This is a genomic window from uncultured Ruegeria sp., assembly GCF_947504215.1.
Taxonomy (GTDB): Bacteria; Pseudomonadota; Alphaproteobacteria; order Rhodobacterales; family Rhodobacteraceae; genus Ruegeria.
In genome coordinates, this window is the sequence record NZ_CANNGO010000008.1 from 21,976 (window position 1) to 39,730 (window position 17,755).

The 17,755-nt window shown below is 57.0% G+C and carries 12 protein-coding genes and 1 tRNA gene; 2 read left to right on the plus strand and 11 right to left on the minus strand.

Translation table 11 applies throughout. From position 1 onward, the window contains the following. Positions 1 to 7: 7 nt before the first annotated feature. The 8 genes from Q1B21_RS14650 to Q1B21_RS14685 all read right to left on the minus strand — a co-directional run bounded on the left by Q1B21_RS14650 (position 8) and on the right by Q1B21_RS14685 (position 12,214). Complete coding sequence (locus tag Q1B21_RS14650; RefSeq protein WP_299890438.1) at positions 8 to 2,011, minus strand: hydantoinase/oxoprolinase family protein; 2,004 nt, start codon at positions 2,009 to 2,011, stop codon at positions 8 to 10. Between the two features lie 71 nt (positions 2,012 to 2,082). Next, complete coding sequence (gene queG, locus Q1B21_RS14655) at positions 2,083 to 3,120, minus strand: tRNA epoxyqueuosine(34) reductase QueG (protein WP_299890439.1); 1,038 nt, start codon at positions 3,118 to 3,120, stop codon at positions 2,083 to 2,085. Positions 3,121 to 3,197: 77 nt separating this feature from the next. Then, a complete protein-coding gene (locus tag Q1B21_RS14660) occupies positions 3,198 to 3,863 on the minus strand; it encodes a glutathione S-transferase family protein (protein ID WP_299890697.1) in 666 nt (221 codons plus the stop codon). Between the two features lie 58 nt (positions 3,864 to 3,921). Continuing rightward, positions 3,922 to 4,656 (minus strand): monofunctional biosynthetic peptidoglycan transglycosylase, encoded by a 735-nt coding sequence (gene mtgA, locus Q1B21_RS14665; RefSeq protein ID WP_299890441.1) that lies wholly within the window; start codon positions 4,654 to 4,656, stop codon positions 3,922 to 3,924. A gap of 39 nt (positions 4,657 to 4,695) precedes the next feature. Next, complete coding sequence (locus tag Q1B21_RS14670) at positions 4,696 to 5,610, minus strand: Hint domain-containing protein (RefSeq protein WP_298935779.1); 915 nt, start codon at positions 5,608 to 5,610, stop codon at positions 4,696 to 4,698. Between the two features lie 173 nt (positions 5,611 to 5,783). Then, entirely contained in the window at positions 5,784 to 10,316 is a 4,533-nt protein-coding gene (gltB, locus tag Q1B21_RS14675; RefSeq protein WP_299890444.1) for a glutamate synthase large subunit, read from the minus strand. After that, positions 10,313 to 10,750: a GFA family protein gene (locus Q1B21_RS14680; RefSeq protein WP_299890446.1), complete on the minus strand. Its 438-nt coding sequence runs from the start codon at positions 10,748 to 10,750 to the stop codon at positions 10,313 to 10,315. The genes gltB and Q1B21_RS14680 overlap by 4 nt, the downstream gene beginning before the upstream one ends. A gap of 30 nt (positions 10,751 to 10,780) precedes the next feature. Continuing rightward, positions 10,781 to 12,214, minus strand: coding sequence for an NAD(P)-dependent oxidoreductase (locus Q1B21_RS14685; protein ID WP_299890448.1), 1,434 nt, complete (start codon positions 12,212 to 12,214; stop codon positions 10,781 to 10,783). Between the two features lie 230 nt (positions 12,215 to 12,444). Between Q1B21_RS14685 and Q1B21_RS14690 the strand changes: the two genes are divergently transcribed. After that, positions 12,445 to 13,248, plus strand: a complete 804-nt coding sequence (locus Q1B21_RS14690; RefSeq protein ID WP_299890449.1) for an undecaprenyl-diphosphate phosphatase — start codon at positions 12,445 to 12,447, stop codon at positions 13,246 to 13,248. Here Q1B21_RS14690 and Q1B21_RS14695 read toward each other — a convergent pair whose 3' ends face one another. Then, positions 13,249 to 14,232 carry a complex I NDUFA9 subunit family protein gene (locus Q1B21_RS14695; protein ID WP_299890451.1) on the minus strand — a complete coding sequence of 328 codons (984 nt, stop codon included), beginning with the start codon at positions 14,230 to 14,232 and terminating at the stop codon, positions 13,249 to 13,251. A 210-nt stretch (positions 14,233 to 14,442) separates the two neighbouring features. On the opposite strand from Q1B21_RS14695, the gene Q1B21_RS14700 reads away from it, so the two are divergent. Continuing rightward, a tRNA-Leu gene (locus Q1B21_RS14700) sits at positions 14,443 to 14,529 on the plus strand. A 470-nt stretch (positions 14,530 to 14,999) separates the two neighbouring features. Here the strand turns inward: Q1B21_RS14700 and Q1B21_RS14705 are convergent. Both Q1B21_RS14705 and Q1B21_RS14710 read right to left on the minus strand, forming a co-directional pair. After that, entirely contained in the window at positions 15,000 to 16,856 is a 1,857-nt protein-coding gene (locus Q1B21_RS14705; protein ID WP_299890453.1) for a CHASE2 domain-containing protein, read from the minus strand. Further along, the gene (locus Q1B21_RS14710; RefSeq protein WP_299890455.1) at positions 16,850 to 17,464 is read right to left on the minus strand and encodes a FecR domain-containing protein; all 615 of its coding nucleotides are present in this window, start codon (positions 17,462 to 17,464) and stop codon (positions 16,850 to 16,852) included. The genes Q1B21_RS14705 and Q1B21_RS14710 overlap by 7 nt, the downstream gene beginning before the upstream one ends. Positions 17,465 to 17,755: the final 291 nt, after the last annotated feature.

A 17,755-nucleotide genomic window follows, 5' to 3' on the forward strand; every position in this document is an offset into this window, starting at 1 on the left:
AGGGGGGCTAGCCCGACGCAACCCTGGGTCGGCCGCTGGCTTCGACGGTTATCAACGCTTCGACAAACACGTCCTGCGCCTCGACCCGGGCGGTTTTGATGTCCCGGTCAACCACCACGCGGATGTCTTCGGCCCCGGCCTGTTGCACCGCGCCTTTTACTTCGTTCTTCAAAACAGTCTCTAACAAGGCCAATGCTTCATCCGATGCATTGAAATCCTGCGGCCCATCCTCCAGATGCACCCGGTATCGACCTTCAGACGGAGAGGTGACAGTCCCCGATCGCCTTAGGGTCAGCCGTCCGACAACGGCTCCGATGGCATTCGCGACCCCGGCATGTTCGGGCAGGATCATCCGACACCGCAATTTCTCGCCCACGGCCGGATAGTAGCTAGGGGCCGATGCGCCCAGCCCTACAACATCGACATTCAACGCCGCATCCAGTGCCAGTAGCCCCCGATGCTGCGCAAGACCGCGCTGCGTCAGAACATGTCGCGCCAACTCTTGTGGCGACACTCCGAAACTGTCGGCTTCTTCCGCAAAAGCTGTCTCTAACAAGGTTAAACTGGTTTGATTTGTCAGTTGGTCCACGATCATCTGCGCCAGCAGGACAGGGGATTTGGCCAACACATCGCCCGAGCCGACCCGCTTTCGGGCAAAAAGCTCTAGCGCCTTGCGCGCCGCATCTGCGTCCCACGCATCCAGACCGCCCAGAACATGGCTTGCGTCAGATGGGGTGACGCCCGAAACCTGAAGAATCCCGCGATCCACCAACCGCGCCAGCGCACCGTTCTCCATACGTGTTCGCAACAGGCTGCTTAGCGGCATGACCTGATCACCAAGCCGGTCCAGCAAACCTTCTTCGCGAGGACCGACACCATCCGCGTGAATACCCGGAACCCGGCGTGCAAACCGCGTGTCATGTTCGCCAACGGTTGTCGCGCATAATTGCTGGTCCAGGATCGCATGCACGGCGTCGGGGGCCTCTGATGCAATCAAGGAAACCGGCAACACCCGGCGCGGACCCAGAAATACACCGCCGTCCAAGCCTTCGGTCACCACACGCACCTGACTGTCGCCGCCCAAACCGTGCGTGCGCATCGCCACAGCCTCGACCATCGTCCGAAATCCACCGACCTGCGCCCCCGCTGGGTCAATCGCCGGCTTGCCATCCCGGATCAACGCCACATCCGTTGTCGTCCCACCGATATCCGAGACCAACGCATTTTCAGCATTGGTCAACCAACGTGCGCCCACGATGGACGCAGCCGGACCACTCAGGATCGTTTCAATTGGTCGCGCGCGCGCTTGTTCCGCGCTCATCAGCGCCCCGTCTCCACGCACCACCATCATTGGTGCCGCAATCCCCAGATCCCGCAACTGGTCCTGCGCGCGACCGATCAAACGATCGATCATCCCGATCAATCGCGCATTCAAAACGGCTGTCACGGCGCGTTTGGGACCGTTCAACCTGGCAGACAGGTGGTGCGAACAGGTGACTGGGGCACCGGTCTTTTCCCCTATGACCCGCGCAGCCGCCAGCTCATGCGCCGGGTTACGGGTGGCGAATTGCGCCGCAACGGCAAAACCTGAAATACCCTTGTGAGAGTCTAAAAACGCAGTCAGCGCGGCGACATCCAACGGCGAAACTTCGGCACCTGCGTGGCTGTGTCCGCCCGCGATGATCAGCGCCGGATCTCCCTTCAACGCATCCTTCAGCCCGTGCTTTTCCAGATCGCTGTCTTTGAAGCCAATATAGATCAGGGCCACACGACCACCCTGCCCCTCGACCAAAGCGTTCGTAGCCAAAGTGGTCGAAAGAGATGCCATAGAAATCTGATCCGCCGACACCTGCGCGTCGTCCAATACGGTCGAGATCGCCTTGCCCACGCCGATCGCCAGATCCGCACGCGTAGTCAGGGACTTGGCCGAGGCGACCACCTCTGTCTCATCCCGGATCAGCACCGCATCCGTATAGGTTCCGCCCGTATCCACCCCCAAAGCCAAGGCCATCGGGTCCTCCTTTTATTCCTTGGAGATGGGTGTAGCGGTTTGAACCGACACGTCCAGCCTGTTTGCGGCACCTATGACAGTTGTTTCACTGCCCAGCGCGCTGCATCGGCCACAGTCGGATCCGGATCTTCGGTCAGCGCCTGTGCCGCGGGCCGCAAATCCGACGCACCGGAATTGCCAATTGCATACAATACATTGCGCACAAACCGATCCCGTCCGATCCGCTTGATCGGCGAACCCGAGAATTTTGCACGAAACGCTGCATCATCCAGCTCGGCCAGTTCAGCCAGTGCTGGCGCCTTAAGATCATCGCGCGCCGCATAGCGGATATCGCTGGCCGCCACCGCAAACTTGTTCCAGGGGCACGCCGCCAGGCAATCGTCGCACCCATAAATCCGGTTGCCCATCTTCCTGCGCAGCTCTTGCTCAACCGGTCCTTTATGTTCGATGGTCAGATAAGAGATACAGCGCCGCGCGTCCAACTGATACGGCGCTGGAAACGCATCTGTTGGACAGCTATCCAAACAGGCACGGCAAGATCCGCAATGATCCACTTCCGCACGATCCGCTGGTAGGTCCAAAGTCGAAAAAACAGAGCCTATAAAGGTCCAATTGCCCCAATCGCGGCTGACAAGATTGGTATGTTTGCCTTGCCACCCCAGCCCTGCCGCGTGACCCAGCGCTTTTTCCGGCACTGGTGCTGTATCGACAAACACCTTCACCTCACCTCCCGCCTCGGCGATCAGCCAACGCGCCAACCGTTTCAGGCGCTTCTTGACCAGATCGTGGTAGTCCTTGTTCTGTGCGTAAACTGAAATCGCCGCTTTGTCCGGGTGTTTCAGGACCTCGGTAGGATCGTGTTCGGGTGTATAGCTCTCGGCTAGCATGATCACCGATTGTGCCTCAGGCCAAAGCGCTGCCGGATCACCGCGCCAGTGGGAGCGCTCTGCCATCCACCCCATCTGCCCATGATATCCGGCCTCAAGAAACGCATCCAATCGCGCAGGCACCTGCGGAACATCCCACGGCTTGCAAATCCGGCAGGATACAAAACCTTCGGATAAGGCCTGCTTTACAAGCCTGTCCTTCAAATCCGATCCGCACTTCATCTGGCCCAAAGTATCCTCAGGGGTGAATTGGCCCAAAGGGCCAAGAGGGGGCAGATAGCCCCTGCTCGTCCATCCTATCAGAAATCCAAATCAGCGTAATGGGCCGGAGGGCGGAACGCTGGCACCTGATCCGCCAAGATCGACCGGAACGCCGGGCGGGATTTGATCTTGGCGTACCAATCCTTGACCGCCTGGCTGCGGTTCCAATCCACATCCGAGACATAGTCCAACGATGACAGATGCGCGGCCGCCGCAAAATCGGCCAGTGTCATTTGATCTCCTGCCAACCAGCGCCGTTGATCCAGCAGCCAGGCCATGTAGTCCAGATGATATTTGATGGCCTTAGCACCGGCTTTAACGTTCTTACTGTCAGGGTAGCCCTGACCGGTCACCTTCTTGTTGACCCGCTCATACAAAAGCTTCGACGTTACTTCGTGATGAAACTTATCGTCGAACCAACCAACCAGCCGACGCACCTCGAACCGGGCTTCGGGTTTTTTCGGCATCAGCGGGGGTTCTGGCCGAGTTTCCTCAATATATTCGCAGATGGCCGCGCTTTCGGACATGATCTGCCCATCCAAGCGCAGGACAGGCACTTTTCCAGCCGGGTTACGGCGCAGGAAATCCGGGTCTTGCTCCCAGTATTTTTCCTCGACCAACTCAACTTCTATCTTCTTCTCCGCCAGAGACAGACGAACCTTGCGGCAATACGGGGATAGGGGGACGTGAAACAGACGCGCCATGGATTTCCATTCGAACCAATATGTACCCTTCAGCTTTAGCCTTGCCGGGGTACAGGTTTCAATCCTCGAAACAATCCGCGCGACCATCTGCGCGGATGGTGGCCGCTCCATCCAATATGGCTGCGGCCCGCCTTCGGGTGCGAACAGACGGGTCCTTGACCGACCTGGTGCGAGGGGAAGGTAAGATCGCCGCAATGCGCGCCGCCTGAACCGGAGACAGCTTGGCGGCAGTGACATTGAAGTTATTTTGCGCCGCAGCTTCGACGCCAAATATGCCTTCGCCGGTCTCTGCAACGTTCAAATAGACCTCGAGAATACGCTGTTTGCTCCAAAATATCTCGACAACCGGTGTAATGGATGTTTCCAGCGCCTTGCGGACATAGCTGCGACCTTGCCAGAGAAACACGTTTTTCACCACCTGTTGCGTGATCGTCGATGCGCCGCGCGACCCGCCATCTTCCAACGCATCGCGGATGGCATCGACGTCGAAGCCCCAATGCAAACAGAAATTTGCGTCCTCTGCCGCGACTACAGATCGGGCCATCATCGGAGAAATTTCCTCAATCGGCACCCAGTCCCGATCAACACGCCCAAGACGTCGCCATTCCGACCAAATCGTATGTGTGACCGGCGGGTTAACCACCGTATAGAGCAAGACCAACCCGACGACAAAAGCCACAGATGCCAGCGCGGCGCGCGTCACCCAACGGCGAATCTGCCCCACCAGTGGTATCTTCCTCTTGGATGCCTTGCTTTTTTTACCGCGTGACTTGCGGGCTGCTTTCTTTGCCATATCCCTGCTATACGACGCATGCCGCGCGTTTGGAACGGCCTAAATTTCGATTGCCCGGGCCTCGCGCGGTTGCACCACAGGGCGCGCCGTCTCGGGCAACATGGGTCGACGCGCACGCAGTTCAGGGAACAACTGCAGGATTTCCATCTGAGTGTCGCGCTCAGGCTGTAGCACGGCATGACCAGGGTAATAGCTTTCGCTTTTTGCACCATTGGCAAAGATGATTTCATGTCGGGCGAAAAGCAGGTGAATATACTCAACCTCTCCACCCTCGACCCGTGTCACAGTATCACCATTGACCAGGCAATGAGCCGCGACCAGCACTTCGGAATAGCCAAACAGATATTGCGCCCGCCAGTCAGCGATCAGCATCCTGTGCTGAGGCGACACCAGCAACGGCTCATCCAGCCCGAGTATTCCCGCGTCGATCCTGACAGGTGCAAATTTACCCTCGGCCACAACAGTCGTCTTACCAATCCACAGCAGTGGTTGTGCCCCGTTGTCAGCGGTGTCTACCAGATCGCCAGCCATCAACTCTTCAATAGGTCGCAAGCCGTCGGGTGTCGCAATCAGAGTGCCTGGCGTAAAGCAGGGCGGCCCCAAATCAGTCGTTACATCGAGCGGCCCTTGAGTGTTGACGAATGTGGAAGATACAAACGTGCCAGGTTGCAGTACTTGGCCATCCGTCGGCGTGAAAACCCGTGTGCCGTCCGCTAGATAGAACGTCGTACCAGTATATGTGATGTTTCCAACACCGGTCACATTCATCGTTACTGTGTCGCCGGGCCACGAGGCAGTTACATCCTGACCGTTGACTGTGTCGCCACTTGGTGCGTCGATTTCATCGTCGTTGTCCACGTCGTCCAGAATGAATTTGTCGACGGTTACAAACGTACCTCCGGCAGGTGGATTCGCGGGGTCAAACGAATAAAACTGATCGAGATATGTCGCCACAAAACTGCTCCAACTGGATACCCAAACGGATCCCGAGGTTAACCGGTAAACATCTACAAGATGTCAACGCATTTTGTCCGAATTGTGGAGGTTGAAAAAAGGGCTGCGGAAGTTATGCAGAACCGTGCCTCGCTTGCAACAATAGCATGCGAGGCCCTTGATTGTGTCAACGTTTACTCTGCCGGAACGGCCTCAGCTTCGGCACTCAGCGGATAGCTGAGCTTGTTCAGCATTTCTTTAGGGCAAACCTGCAGGAAGTGGCCGCTTTCTACGTCCCAGTGTTGCAGGATATCCGCCGCCTTTCGACTTCCGGTCTCGTCCGCATGACGCCTGATCAGAGATTTCAGCTGATCGTGCCAATGATCCACGGTTACCGGACACGTCACCAATGTCTCCATGTTCATCAGCAATTGCGCTTTGCCGTCCGGGTCATAGAGATACGCCATACCTCCGGTCATCCCGGCGCCGAAGTTTGCGCCGATGTCACCCAGGATAACGGCAATACCACCAGTCATATATTCACACCCGTTCGAGCCACACCCTTCGACCACCACTTTGGCGCCCGAGTTGCGGACAGCAAACCGCTCGCCGGCCCGACCTGCGGCAAACAAATGGCCGTCGGTCGCGCCATACAGAACCGTGTTGCCGATGATGGTGTTGTCATCCGCTTTCAGCGGGCTGACCTGCGGCGGACGCACAACGATCGTGCCACCGGACAAGCCTTTGCCGACATAGTCGTTCGCATCGCCCGACACCTCAAGCTTCAGCCCCGGCGCTGCAAAGGCGCCCAGGGACTGACCCGCCGAACCTTGCAGTTTCACATGCAAGTGGTCCGGCTGGAACGTGTTCCGCATGCCAAAATTCTGCACAATATGGCTGGAGACGCGCGTACCAACGGTCCGATGCGTATTCTGCACGGCATAGGACAGCTGCATCTTTTCACCGTCTTTCAGGAAGCGCGCTGCATCGCGGACGATTTCGGCATCCAGTGTATCGGGTACCGCATTCCTCTCTTTGTCGCGGTTATAGACGATGTCATGCGCACCATCGACGGTAATCAGTAGTGGATTGAGATCTAAGTCGTCCAGATGCGCAGACCCACGGCTGACCTGAGCCAGCAGATCAGCCCGACCGATGATCTCGTCAACAGACCGTGCGCCGAGGCTGGCCAGCAGCTCACGCACTTCCTGCGCATAGAAGGTGATCAGGTTGACGACCTTGTCCGCATTGCCGGTGAATTTGGCCCGCAGGGATTCATCCTGCGTGCAGACACCAACGGGGCAGGTGTTCGACTGGCACTGGCGCACCATGATGCAGCCCATCGCGATCAGCGCGGCGGTGCCGATGCCGTATTCCTCGGCCCCCATCATCGCCGCCATGACGATATCGCGCCCGGTGCGCAGGCCACCATCGGTCCGCAGGGTTACACGATCCCGCAGGTTGTTCATCGCCAGAACCTGATGCGCCTCGGTCAGACCCATTTCCCACGGCAGTCCGGCATATTTGATGCTGGTTGCAGGCGATGCCCCGGTGCCGCCATTGTGCCCCGAGACCAGGATCACATCCGCCTTAGCCTTGGCCACACCGGCCGCGATCGTGCCGACGCCCGAGGACGCCACCAATTTCACCGTCACTTTGCAGCGCGGATTGATCTGTTTCAGGTCATAGATCAGCTGCGCTAGATCCTCGATCGAATAGATGTCGTGATGCGGCGGCGGCGAGATCAGCGTCACGCCTTTGGTCGAGTGACGCAGACGCGCGATCAGGTCGGTGACCTTCATGCCGGGCAGCTGACCGCCTTCACCGGGTTTCGCGCCCTGGGCGACCTTGATCTCAAGTTCTTCACACTGGTTCAGGTATTCGGCTGTCACACCAAACCGGCCCGAGGCTACTTGTTTGATCTTGGCAGATGGATTGTCGCCGTTGGGCTCCGGCACAAAATGCGCCGGATCTTCACCACCCTCGCCCGAGTCGGATTTCGCACCGATCCGGTTCATCGCTACATTCAGCGTTTTATGTGCCTCGGGCGACAACGCCCCGAGAGACATACCCGGTGTGACGAACCGCTTTCGGATCGAAGTGATGGATTCCACCTCTTCAATCGGCACCGGTTTACCCAGGGGTTTGAAATCCATCAGGTCGCGCAAATGGATCGGCGGGTTCGATTGCATCTTGGCCGAATACTGCTTCCACAGCTCATATGAGGCTCTGTTGCAAGCCATTTGCATCATGTGCATCGAGGTTGCTTCCCACGCATGGGTCTCACCCGATTTACGCGCTTTGTAGAAACCGCCGATGGGCAGAACGTCCAGGCCGCTGTCCCAACCCTTGGCATGGATCTCTTCGAGCTTGGATTGAATGCCAGTCACACCAATGCCAGAGATCCGGCTGGTCATACCTGGGAAATACTCGGCCACCATGGCTCGGCTGAGGCCAACAGCCTCGAAATTCAGACCACCGCGATAGGACGAAATCACCGAAATGCCCATCTTGGCCATAATCTTCAGCAGGCCCTGGTCAATTGCATCACGATAGCGCGCGACGTTTTCAGACAAACTGCCATCCAACAGGCCGCGATCGATCCGATCCGCCAGAGAATCCTCGGCCAGATAGGCGTTCACAACTGTCGCCCCACAGCCAATCAGAACAGCGAAGTAATGCGGATCCACACATTCCGCCGCGCGTACGTTAAGCGAGCAGAAGGTTCGCAAACCCTGGCGCGTCAGATGCGAATGCACCGCACTGGTCGCCAGGATCATCGGCATGCCAATGCGACCCTCACCTGAATTCATGTCCGACAGCACCAAATGCCCAGCGCCGGACCGCACAGCTTCTTCTGCCTCGGCTCTAACACGGGCTAATGCGGTGCTTAGCGCGCCTTGACCAGGTTCAAAGCTGCAGTCGATTTCTGCCAGAGGTGCGTTGAAGTTTTCGACCAGTTTGTCCCATTGTGCGTTGCCCACGAACGGGCTCTCAAGAACGATGATTTCGGTCTGGCTGCTGTCTTCGTCCAGGACGTTCTTAAGATTCCCGAAACGTGTTTTCAGCGACATAACGCGGTATTCACGCAGGCTATCGATCGGCGGGTTCGTCACCTGACTGAAGTTCTGGCGGAAGAAATGGCTGAGTGGTCGATATTGTTTGGAAAGAACTGCCGATGGGGTGTCATCACCCATCGAAGCCAGAGCCTCTTTGCCGTCTTCAGCCATTGGGGCAAGGATCTGTTCCAGTTCTTCGACTGAATATCCAGCTGCAATCTGACGCTTTCGCAACTCTGCGCCTGAAAAGATCGGGGTTTCAGCGATGCCGCCTAAGATGTCATCCAGATCGTTGATCTTGCCAACCCATTCACCGAACGGCAGCGCGCGGGCCAGCTTGTCCTTGATTTGCTTGTCGCGGAACAGCTTGCCCTTCTTCATGTCCACGGCCAGCATCTGCCCGGGGCCAAGTGCGCCTTTTTCCGCCACGGTGGCCTCATCAATCGGCACCATTCCAGCCTCGGATCCGGCGATGACAAGACCGTCGCCCGTCACCACATATCGCATCGGGCGTAAGCCGTTCCTGTCCAGACCCGCGCAGACCCAGCGACCATCCGTCATCGCCAGCGCGGCCGGGCCATCCCAAGGCTCCATCACCGAGTTGCAATAGGAATACATATCGCGCCACGCCTGTGGCAGCTCAACGGCCTGCTTAGACCAACTTTCCGGCACCATCATGGTTTTGGCCATCGGGGCAGAACGTCCGGCGCGCACTAGAACTTCGAAAACAGAGTCTAATGCGGCGGAATCCGACGATCCACCCGGGATGATTGGTTTGATATCTTCTGCAAAATCTCCGAAAGTCCCGCTTGCCATACGGATTTCGTGGCTTTTCATCCAGTTGATATTGCCCTTCAGAGTGTTGATCTCACCGTTGTGGGCCAACATCCGGAAGGGCTGAGCCAGCCACCATTGCGGGAAGGTGTTGGTCGAATAGCGCTGGTGATAAATCGCAAAGGCGCTTTCAAAGCGTTCATCCATCAGGTCGGGGTAGAAGACCGCCACCTGTTCAGCCAGCATCATACCCTTGTAGATGATCGAGCGGCAGGACAGTGATGCCAGATACAGGCCGGAAATCCCGGCAGCCATAGCGGCCTTTTCGATGCGACGACGGATGACATAAAGCTCTCGCTCAAAGGTGTCTTCGTCAACACCTTTGGTATTCGAGATCAGGATTTGCTCGATTTCCGGGCGGGTCGCGTTTGCTTTTTCGCCCAGGCACGTCACATCGACGGGCACATGACGCCAGCCGTAAATGTAGTAGCCCATGCGCAGAACCTCGGTTTCCACGATGGTTCGGCATTGCTCCTGCGCGCCAAAATCGGTTCGCGGCAGAAACACCTGACCGACGGCAATCAGCTCGTCCAGATTGGGCTCGTGTCCTGTACGGCGAATTTGGTCATAGAAGAACTGAACCGGGATTTGCACGTGAATGCCGGCGCCGTCGCCGGTCTTTCCATCCGCATCCACGGCACCCCGGTGCCAGATCGCTTTGAGCGCGTCGATGCCTGCATCGACAACCTTGCGGCTTTTCTTGCCGTCGACCGAGACAACAAGGCCGACGCCGCAAGACGAATGCTCTTCGTCTTCAGAATAAAGGCCGTTTTCGGCCATCCACTTGCGCTTGGTTTCCTCAGCCCGCACCCAATCGGCATCATATTTGGTCATTGGCTGTCTCCTTCTGCCGGCAGGGCATACATGGCTTCGACCTCGGTTTGGGTCATTTGACGGCGTTCACCTGCGAACGCGTACCCTTCGGGTTTTTTGTCGATGTAAAGTTCAAGCTTCAGCGCACTTCCGGTGCCATTATCGAACAACCCGGCGGCCATTTGGGTCTGGCCATGCATCTCGCCCGGCAGCGTGATCCGGTACCACAACGCAGATCCACAGTCTGAACAAAAGGCGCGTTCGGCCCAGTCCGACGACGTGAACGTTTTGACTGGCCCCAAGGCGGCGTATCCCGGCTCGGCCGGGAAGGTCACCAGCATCGAGCTGGTCCAGCGGCGGCACATGTCGCAATGGCAGGCGCCCAGCGCCTCTTTCGCGGGGGTCGCAGTCACTGTAACCGCGCCACACATGCATTGACCTTGCAATTCGGGCATTTCAGAACCCTCCTGTCGCTGAGCTGTTGCTTATTCCGCTGCGACGGCAGCTTTGGCGTTGAACCGGTCGATTATGGCTTCGGCACAGTCGCGACCGTCGCGGATGGCCCAAACCACCAAAGATGCACCGCGCACAATGTCACCAATGGCATAGACGCCGCCCATTTCCGTCTCGCCGGTCTGGAATGCGGCTTTGACGGTGCCCCAACGCGTAACCGGAAGGTCGGGCTGACCAAAAAGTGTTGGCAAATCTTCGGGTTCAAACCCCAGCGCCTTGATTACCAGATCAGCGTCTTCCACATAGTCAGCGCCGTCGATCACCTCGGGCGCCTGACGACCGGTGGCATCGGGCTGACCCAAGCGCATTTTCTGCACCATCACTCCTGAGACTTTCGCGTCACCGGTGAACCCCTTGGGCGCGCTCAGCCATTCAAAGATTACGCCTTCTTCCTCGGCGTTCTGGGTTTCGCGCAGCGATCCGGGCATGTTGGCTCGGTCGCGGCGGTAGAGACACTTGACCGATGTCGCACCCTGCCGGACCGAAGTACGTACGCAGTCCATCGCGGTGTCGCCACCACCGATAACCACCACCTTCTTCCCTTCGGCATTCAAGCGGCCATTGTCGAAATCCTCGACAACATCACCAAAGCTCTTGCGGTTCGAAGCGGTCAGGAAATCGATCGCTTTTTCAATCCCGGCCAGACCGCTGCCGGGCATGGTCAGATCGCGGGATTTGTAAACGCCCGTCGCAATGATCACCGCAACATGTTTGGCGCGGATTTCGTCGAACTTGGCAGCGTCAACGTCGCAGTTCAGCACAAATTCAACCCCGCCATCTGCCAGCAAGTCATTGCGCCGTTGCACGATATCCTTTTCCAGCTTGAAGCCGGGAATGCCATACATCAACAAGCCGCCCGCGCGATCATGGCGGTCATAGACCGTAACCTGAATACCCGCGCGGCGCAGTAAGTCTGCTGCCGCCAACCCACCTGGTCCGCCACCAATGATGCCGACGCTTTCCGGTCGTTCGGCAGACGGCTGCGCAGGCTTCACCCAGCCTTTGTCCCAGGCTGTGTCGGTGATGTATTTCTCGATAGTTCCGATGGTCACAGTGCCATGGCCTGATTGCTCGATCACGCAATTGCCTTCGCACAACCGGTCCTGCGGGCAGATACGCCCGCAGATCTCAGGAAATGTATTGGTGGCCTGACTGGTCTGATACGCCTCTTCCAATCGCCCGGTCGCCGTCAGGTTCAGCCAATCGGGGATATTGTTGTGAAGCGGACAATGCGTCTGACAATAGGGAACACCACACTGGCTGCAGCGGCTGGCCTGTTCAGCGGCTTTTTCGGCGGCGAATTCGGCGTAGATCTCGTCAAAGTCTTCCTTGCGGTCATTGGCGGCACGCTTTTCGGGCATGACGCGGTCGATCTGCACAAATTTCAGCATCGGTTGCTTGGCCACGGCTCTGACTCCATGAATTGGCTTGGTCGGATCTGTTTAAGGGATGGGTTTTCGGATGAAAAGTCAATACTACTGACATAAATACTAAAAAGTCTGATGCTCATGGCATTTGAGCAAAAAAACACCGTAGTTTTAGTTCCGAATCGGACCTTTATGGGCGCTTTCCTTTTCGGCAGGACACTTATACCCAAGAAACGCGAATAACGCGTGACGGCAGCACGGCAGGGCAGATGAGTCTCTTTCAATTGATTCTCGTGGCAATAATTCAGGGAACTACTGAGTTTTTGCCCATATCTTCGTCGGGCCATCTTATCCTGTTGCCCAGCCTGACTGGCCTCGCGGATCAGGGCCAGGCCATCGATGTGGCAGTACATGTCGGCACCCTGGGTGCAGTTGTGCTGTACTTCTGGTCAGACGTTAAACAAGCCATAATCGGCTTGCCGCGGGCACTGACCGGGCGCACGGATACGCCACAAGCGCGCTTGGCCCTTGGTTTGATCGTCGCCACGATTCCAACAGTGATTGCCGGCCTGATTCTCCATGTGACGGGCCTTAGCGCGGCCCTGCGTTCGATCGCTGTCATCGGTTGGACGATGCTGGGCTTTGGCCTTGTTCTGTATTGGGCGGATCAGAAAGGAAAGCAAACCAAAGACGCCAGAGATTGGGGCCTGCGCGATGCTGCCGTCATGGGGCTTTGGCAGGTTCTGGCGCTGATCCCCGGGACATCACGGTCTGGCATCACCATCACCGGCGCCCGCCAGCTGGGGTATACCCGCGAAGACGGAGCCCGGATTGCCATGCTCATGTCGATCCCAACTATCATAGCTTCGGGTGTTCTCTTATCTGTGGACGTGGCGCGTCAGGCAGATGCCCAGTTGGCCAAAGACGGTGCAATCGCTGCCGTATTCGCCTTTGTATCCGCCCTGTTGGCCCTATCCCTGATGATGCGCTTGTTGCGCAGTGTCAGCTTCACGCCTTACGTCATCTATCGCGTCATACTGGGCATCGTTCTATTGGTGATCGCCTATAGCTGATCAGGTTCGCAGGTTTCCCGCCGAATTCTGGATGTCATCATACTGACCAGAAGGCCGGAATTTCCACAGATACTCTGGCAACACTGATTCAAGCGTTGTGGGCTCGATCCCCAGATCCTCAAAGGTTTTGGCGTCCTCCGACACGACATTGTCGTGACGCAGGTTCTTTAGCTGATCCCGTGTCAGGATATGGTTGGGAAATAGCTGGAAACTGACGAATTTCAGGATATCCAGCATCCCGGCCATGATCCGAGCAACCCAGAATGGGATACCAATAATGACCCTGTGGCGGTGAATCACGGCAAGCATCTGATGCATCAACGCCCGGAAAGTTTTCACCTCGGGACCACCCAACTCATAAACCCCTGCTTCGGCCTGCCCAAGCACACCTTTCACTGCGGCTTTTGCGATGTCATCTACGTAGACCGGCTGGAATTTTGTCCCAGCACCAACCAGAGGCAAGACAGGTGCCATGCGGGTCATACCAGCAAACCGATTGAAGAACTGGTCTTCGGTGCCGAAAATGACGGATGGGCGCAGGATCACCGCGTCAGGCATATGCGCCAGCACTCCAGCCTCACCATGTGCCTTTGTTTGCGCGTATTCACTGACGGCCTCTGCGTCCGCACCAATAGCCGAGATATGAACCATGCGCGCAATACACTGCTCCGCCGCTAGCCGGGCGATCCGTTCGGCGCCGTCCGCTTGTACAGCATCAAACTCGTTTTTGCCCAACTCATTCAGCACGCCCACACAATTCACAACCGCATCCGCGCCCCGCATCGCCAGCGCGACCGAAGCGTCATCGCGAATGTTACACAAGACCGGTTCGACCTGACCCACAACGCCATAGGGTTTGACAAACATCGCCTCATTCGGGCGCCGCACTGCGACCCGCACGCGCCATCCCTCATTCGCCATGCGCCGCGCAATGTAGCGACCGACAAAACCCGATCCGCCATAAATCGTGACCAGTTTGGACATGAGAGGGCTCCTGCTCAGTAGTTGCGCCTTAGAACTAACGCTCAGACGACCTTGGAACAAGGCGCTAATTCGCCGCGCGAACGCTGGCAAATGCGACCTCGGCCGCTGTACGCGCCCTGCCTTCTGAGCGATTCAAAAAACTTTCGAGAAACCATCCGAATCTGGTTGACGCTTTCCGCTAGTAGGCTTAAACGCCCCTCCACGACACCTGCCCAGGTGGCGGAATTGGTAGACGCGCTAGCTTCAGGTGCTAGTATTCGCAAGGATGTGGAGGTTCGAGTCCTCTCCTGGGCACCAAAATCCGCGCAAACGATTGTTTATGCTGGTACTTTTCCAACCAACCTTACCCACCCCCTGATTTGTCCTCTGAAATCTCAGGCGGTAGACGACGTTCTACCCGGTGCCCTCACGATTCTGAAGCTGGCCCAGTTCTCACCATTAAGAAAAAGCCGATTGAATTTCAGGTTTTGTCAGGCTCTGATCCCGCCTTGCTTAAAGGATACACCCCACCGACGCGCAGCAAGAACGAACAGAAGCCCGTTTCTTTCCGTGATATTGGAAAGCCCACCTGTGTATCAAAGCCAAATAGCGTAGGACCGCGCAAGGATCGGCGGTATCGAAAACCGACAGAAAAGGTACATCCTTGCGTGCAAAGGAAACATAGCGCCGGATCGAACCCACTCAATTGCCTGTGTCGCTGCTTCTGCGTTAGCTCTAAAAAGAAGTTTGCGTCACATCCCGGATGGTATTGTTCGGGGATCTCACACCTAAAGCTCGACATTGACCGGGGACGGGCCTATCCAGATTTCAATCGGTTCGTTCCGACCACGAAGCGTGTGCAGGCCGGCTGGGCACAATCCCATTTTCGAAGCTCGGTCACGCGCATCCGGATTTGACATCAAGAGCGCACTGGACAGAGCAATAGCTGCGCTTTGAGATTTGGCGAAATCTTGCAGACGGCTGGCGGTGTTCACGACGTCGCCGCTGACGGCAAGCTGTTTGTGACGCTTGCCGCCAATGATACTGGTCTTGACCGGGCCAGCATGTCCGCCGACCCTTAGACCAAGACCGGGCCAGTCTGAACTTGAACCAACCGCCACATACAGCGCTTCGATGAAGCGCAACGCGCGAATTGTGTCGTCCGAACCTGGCTCTGGCAGGCCAAAAACAACCATGGCGCCATCCCCGGCAAAATGCGTGATTATTCCGCGCAGCGGTTCAACGGACTGCTCGACAATCCCATGAAAAAGCCGCAGAAAATCGGCCGTGCCTTCGGGGCCAAGCTTTTCGGAATATGCCGTGAAATTTGCAACGTCGACAAACAAAACAACCGCAGGCCGTGCTGCAGCTTCAAAGCGGGGGTCGGTCGCATCTGCTAACCGCTCAACAATCAGAGGCGATTGGTACAGCGCGAGATTCGCAGCACGCCTACGATGTTGCACAAGTCGCAACCCGATACCTGCACTCGCGCCCAGCAACAGCGACAGGAGCGCCGTGACCCCATCCAGCCACCACCCGGCGACGAACGCGGCTTGCAACACAAGGGCCAGAACGCAGAACGCCGCAGCGGTCGCAAAAGCCCCGAGCCAGGGTCGGTCCAACCTCGCTGCGAAGAACCCAAGCGTGGATGCCATCAAAGCCAACGCGACGTCCCATACCCACGTCACAGCGTCACGCCTCAGGAAACGCTGTTCGATCGCGTTTGCAGCCAAAGTTGCATGCAACTCAACTCCGGGAAACGTAGCATCGTACGAGGTGGCGTGCCGGTCTCCGAACCCGGTTGCGGTGGCTCCGACAAATATGATTTTGCCCGTTAGGTCCGCATCGCCAAGGCTTGCGAAGGAGTAGGTTGGTATTGTGCCCCCCGGCCCATAGAAGTTCAAGGGAATGGCCCCCCGGCCGTCCAAAGCGATCAGTGTTTTCCCAACTGAAAGACGCCCGCTTGTTTGCGACGACCTCAGCCGCAAATCCAGCTCATCATCCGACGCCTTCATGGCTGCAATGGCGAGCGAAGGATACCAAGCGTTGCCGTCTTCGGTCGCCAGATACTGCGCCGCACCAAGTCTGCGTGCCGCTCCGTCGGTGTCATGGCGCAGGGTCACATGGCCGATCAAAGCACTCCCGCGCAGCGTCTCAGTCGGCCCCAATGCCGGCAGAGGTTTGTTCAATTCAGGCGCAATCACGACCGAAAAGTCACCACCCTCGAGATCTTGCAACCCGGCATCAGCAGGTGCTTCAGCCACACCAATAACAGCACTGGTTCCTGCCAACGCCTCGGCAAGATCAACGTCGCCCTCACGCGGATCAATCAGCAGAAAATCCAAAGCAATCGCTTCTGCGCCTGCCTCGGCTGCAAAAGACACCGCCTTTGCCAATGCGGATCGAGACGGCGGAAAGGTTTCGAGCTGGGACATTGCCGCATCATCAAACGCAATAATTGCGACCCCTTCCGGTGGCGTCAAAGGGCCACGCCAAAGGAATCTGGCATCAAGCAGTCGACCTTCGACTCCTTGCCAAAACGCACTTCGATCTCCGGGATGCCAGATCGCGGTCACCAGACTCAGAATGAGCAAAATCGCCCCGGTAATCCGTCTTGCGCGTCGAAACCCGTCGCGTACTACCATTCTGATCCAAGAAGTGCGTCGAATGTCTCAATACGTGTTCGCGCCCAATCCGTGACCGAGCCAATTTCACCAGAGGACGACACATCAATACCTTCCCCGGGTCCCAGTTTTGCATCGGCATCATCAACCACAACAAACACCGTACCTTCTCGAGTGAAAATGGCGCTTGCGCGGTTTTCGACCCGCATCGCCCATTCAGTGGAACGGACAGCGGCAACAGCGGATGGTGTTCTGACCTGCACACCGTTCCCATCTTCTGAGGAAAACAGGAACCCGGCGATACCGTCAATCAAGCGAAGACCAAAGGGGCGCGTTTCACCCTCAAGCAGACCAAGCAAATCAATCTCGGTCTCTGGTCCCACAACAACTTCTAGACCAGCCGAGCAGGTCATGGTGACCCGCGCGGCAACTTCCGTGCGCAGCTTTGCATTCCGCCCTAAACCCAAACCGACGACCGCAGATTGGGTAGATGCGCCGCGGGCAGAAACGGTCGCCTGCCCCTCCACGCGTGTTACGACGCACGTTCCTTGTGTTTGAGCAACAGCAGGGAAAGCAAACCAGGTAGAGAAACAAGTTAGAAGGGTATAAATCAGGCTCTTAAAATTCATTACTGCCTCGCAAAAGAGGGAACCGATTAAAGAGTGAACAGTAAGAAGCGAGAGGTCAACCAGTGACGATCTTCGTTTCTATTGAATCACTGGAAAACCGCTTACTCCGATCAAAACCAATACTCAAAACAGACACTGAAACGTCTCGCAAACCTTAGACAAAGTATACTTTCGCTCAGCATGCAGTAAATTCTGCTCGTTGTGCTTTGCAAACGTCATAACAGGCGCAAGATACGTATCAGCTCTCACTTGGGTCGAGATACGTCCAAAGTCAACCTTTAGGCAAATGAC

Coding starts and splice junctions, on each gene's coding strand:
- Q1B21_RS14650 (WP_299890438.1), bottom strand. CDS start 2,011: ATGGCCTTGGCTTTGGGGGTGGATACGGGCGGAACCTATACGGATGCG.
- queG (WP_299890439.1), bottom strand. CDS start 3,120: ATGAAGTGCGGATCGGATTTGAAGGACAGGCTTGTAAAGCAGGCCTTA.
- Q1B21_RS14660 (WP_299890697.1), bottom strand. CDS start 3,863: ATGGCGCGTCTGTTTCACGTCCCCCTATCCCCGTATTGCCGCAAGGTT.
- mtgA (WP_299890441.1), bottom strand. CDS start 4,656: ATGGCAAAGAAAGCAGCCCGCAAGTCACGCGGTAAAAAAAGCAAGGCA.
- gltB (WP_299890444.1), bottom strand. CDS start 10,316: ATGACCAAATATGATGCCGATTGGGTGCGGGCTGAGGAAACCAAGCGC.
- Q1B21_RS14680 (WP_299890446.1), bottom strand. CDS start 10,750: ATGCCCGAATTGCAAGGTCAATGCATGTGTGGCGCGGTTACAGTGACT.
- Q1B21_RS14690 (WP_299890449.1), top strand. CDS start 12,445: ATGAGTCTCTTTCAATTGATTCTCGTGGCAATAATTCAGGGAACTACT.
- Q1B21_RS14695 (WP_299890451.1), bottom strand. CDS start 14,232: ATGTCCAAACTGGTCACGATTTATGGCGGATCGGGTTTTGTCGGTCGC.
- Q1B21_RS14705 (WP_299890453.1), bottom strand. CDS start 16,856: ATGGTAGTACGCGACGGGTTTCGACGCGCAAGACGGATTACCGGGGCG.
- Q1B21_RS14710 (WP_299890455.1), bottom strand. CDS start 17,464: ATGAATTTTAAGAGCCTGATTTATACCCTTCTAACTTGTTTCTCTACC.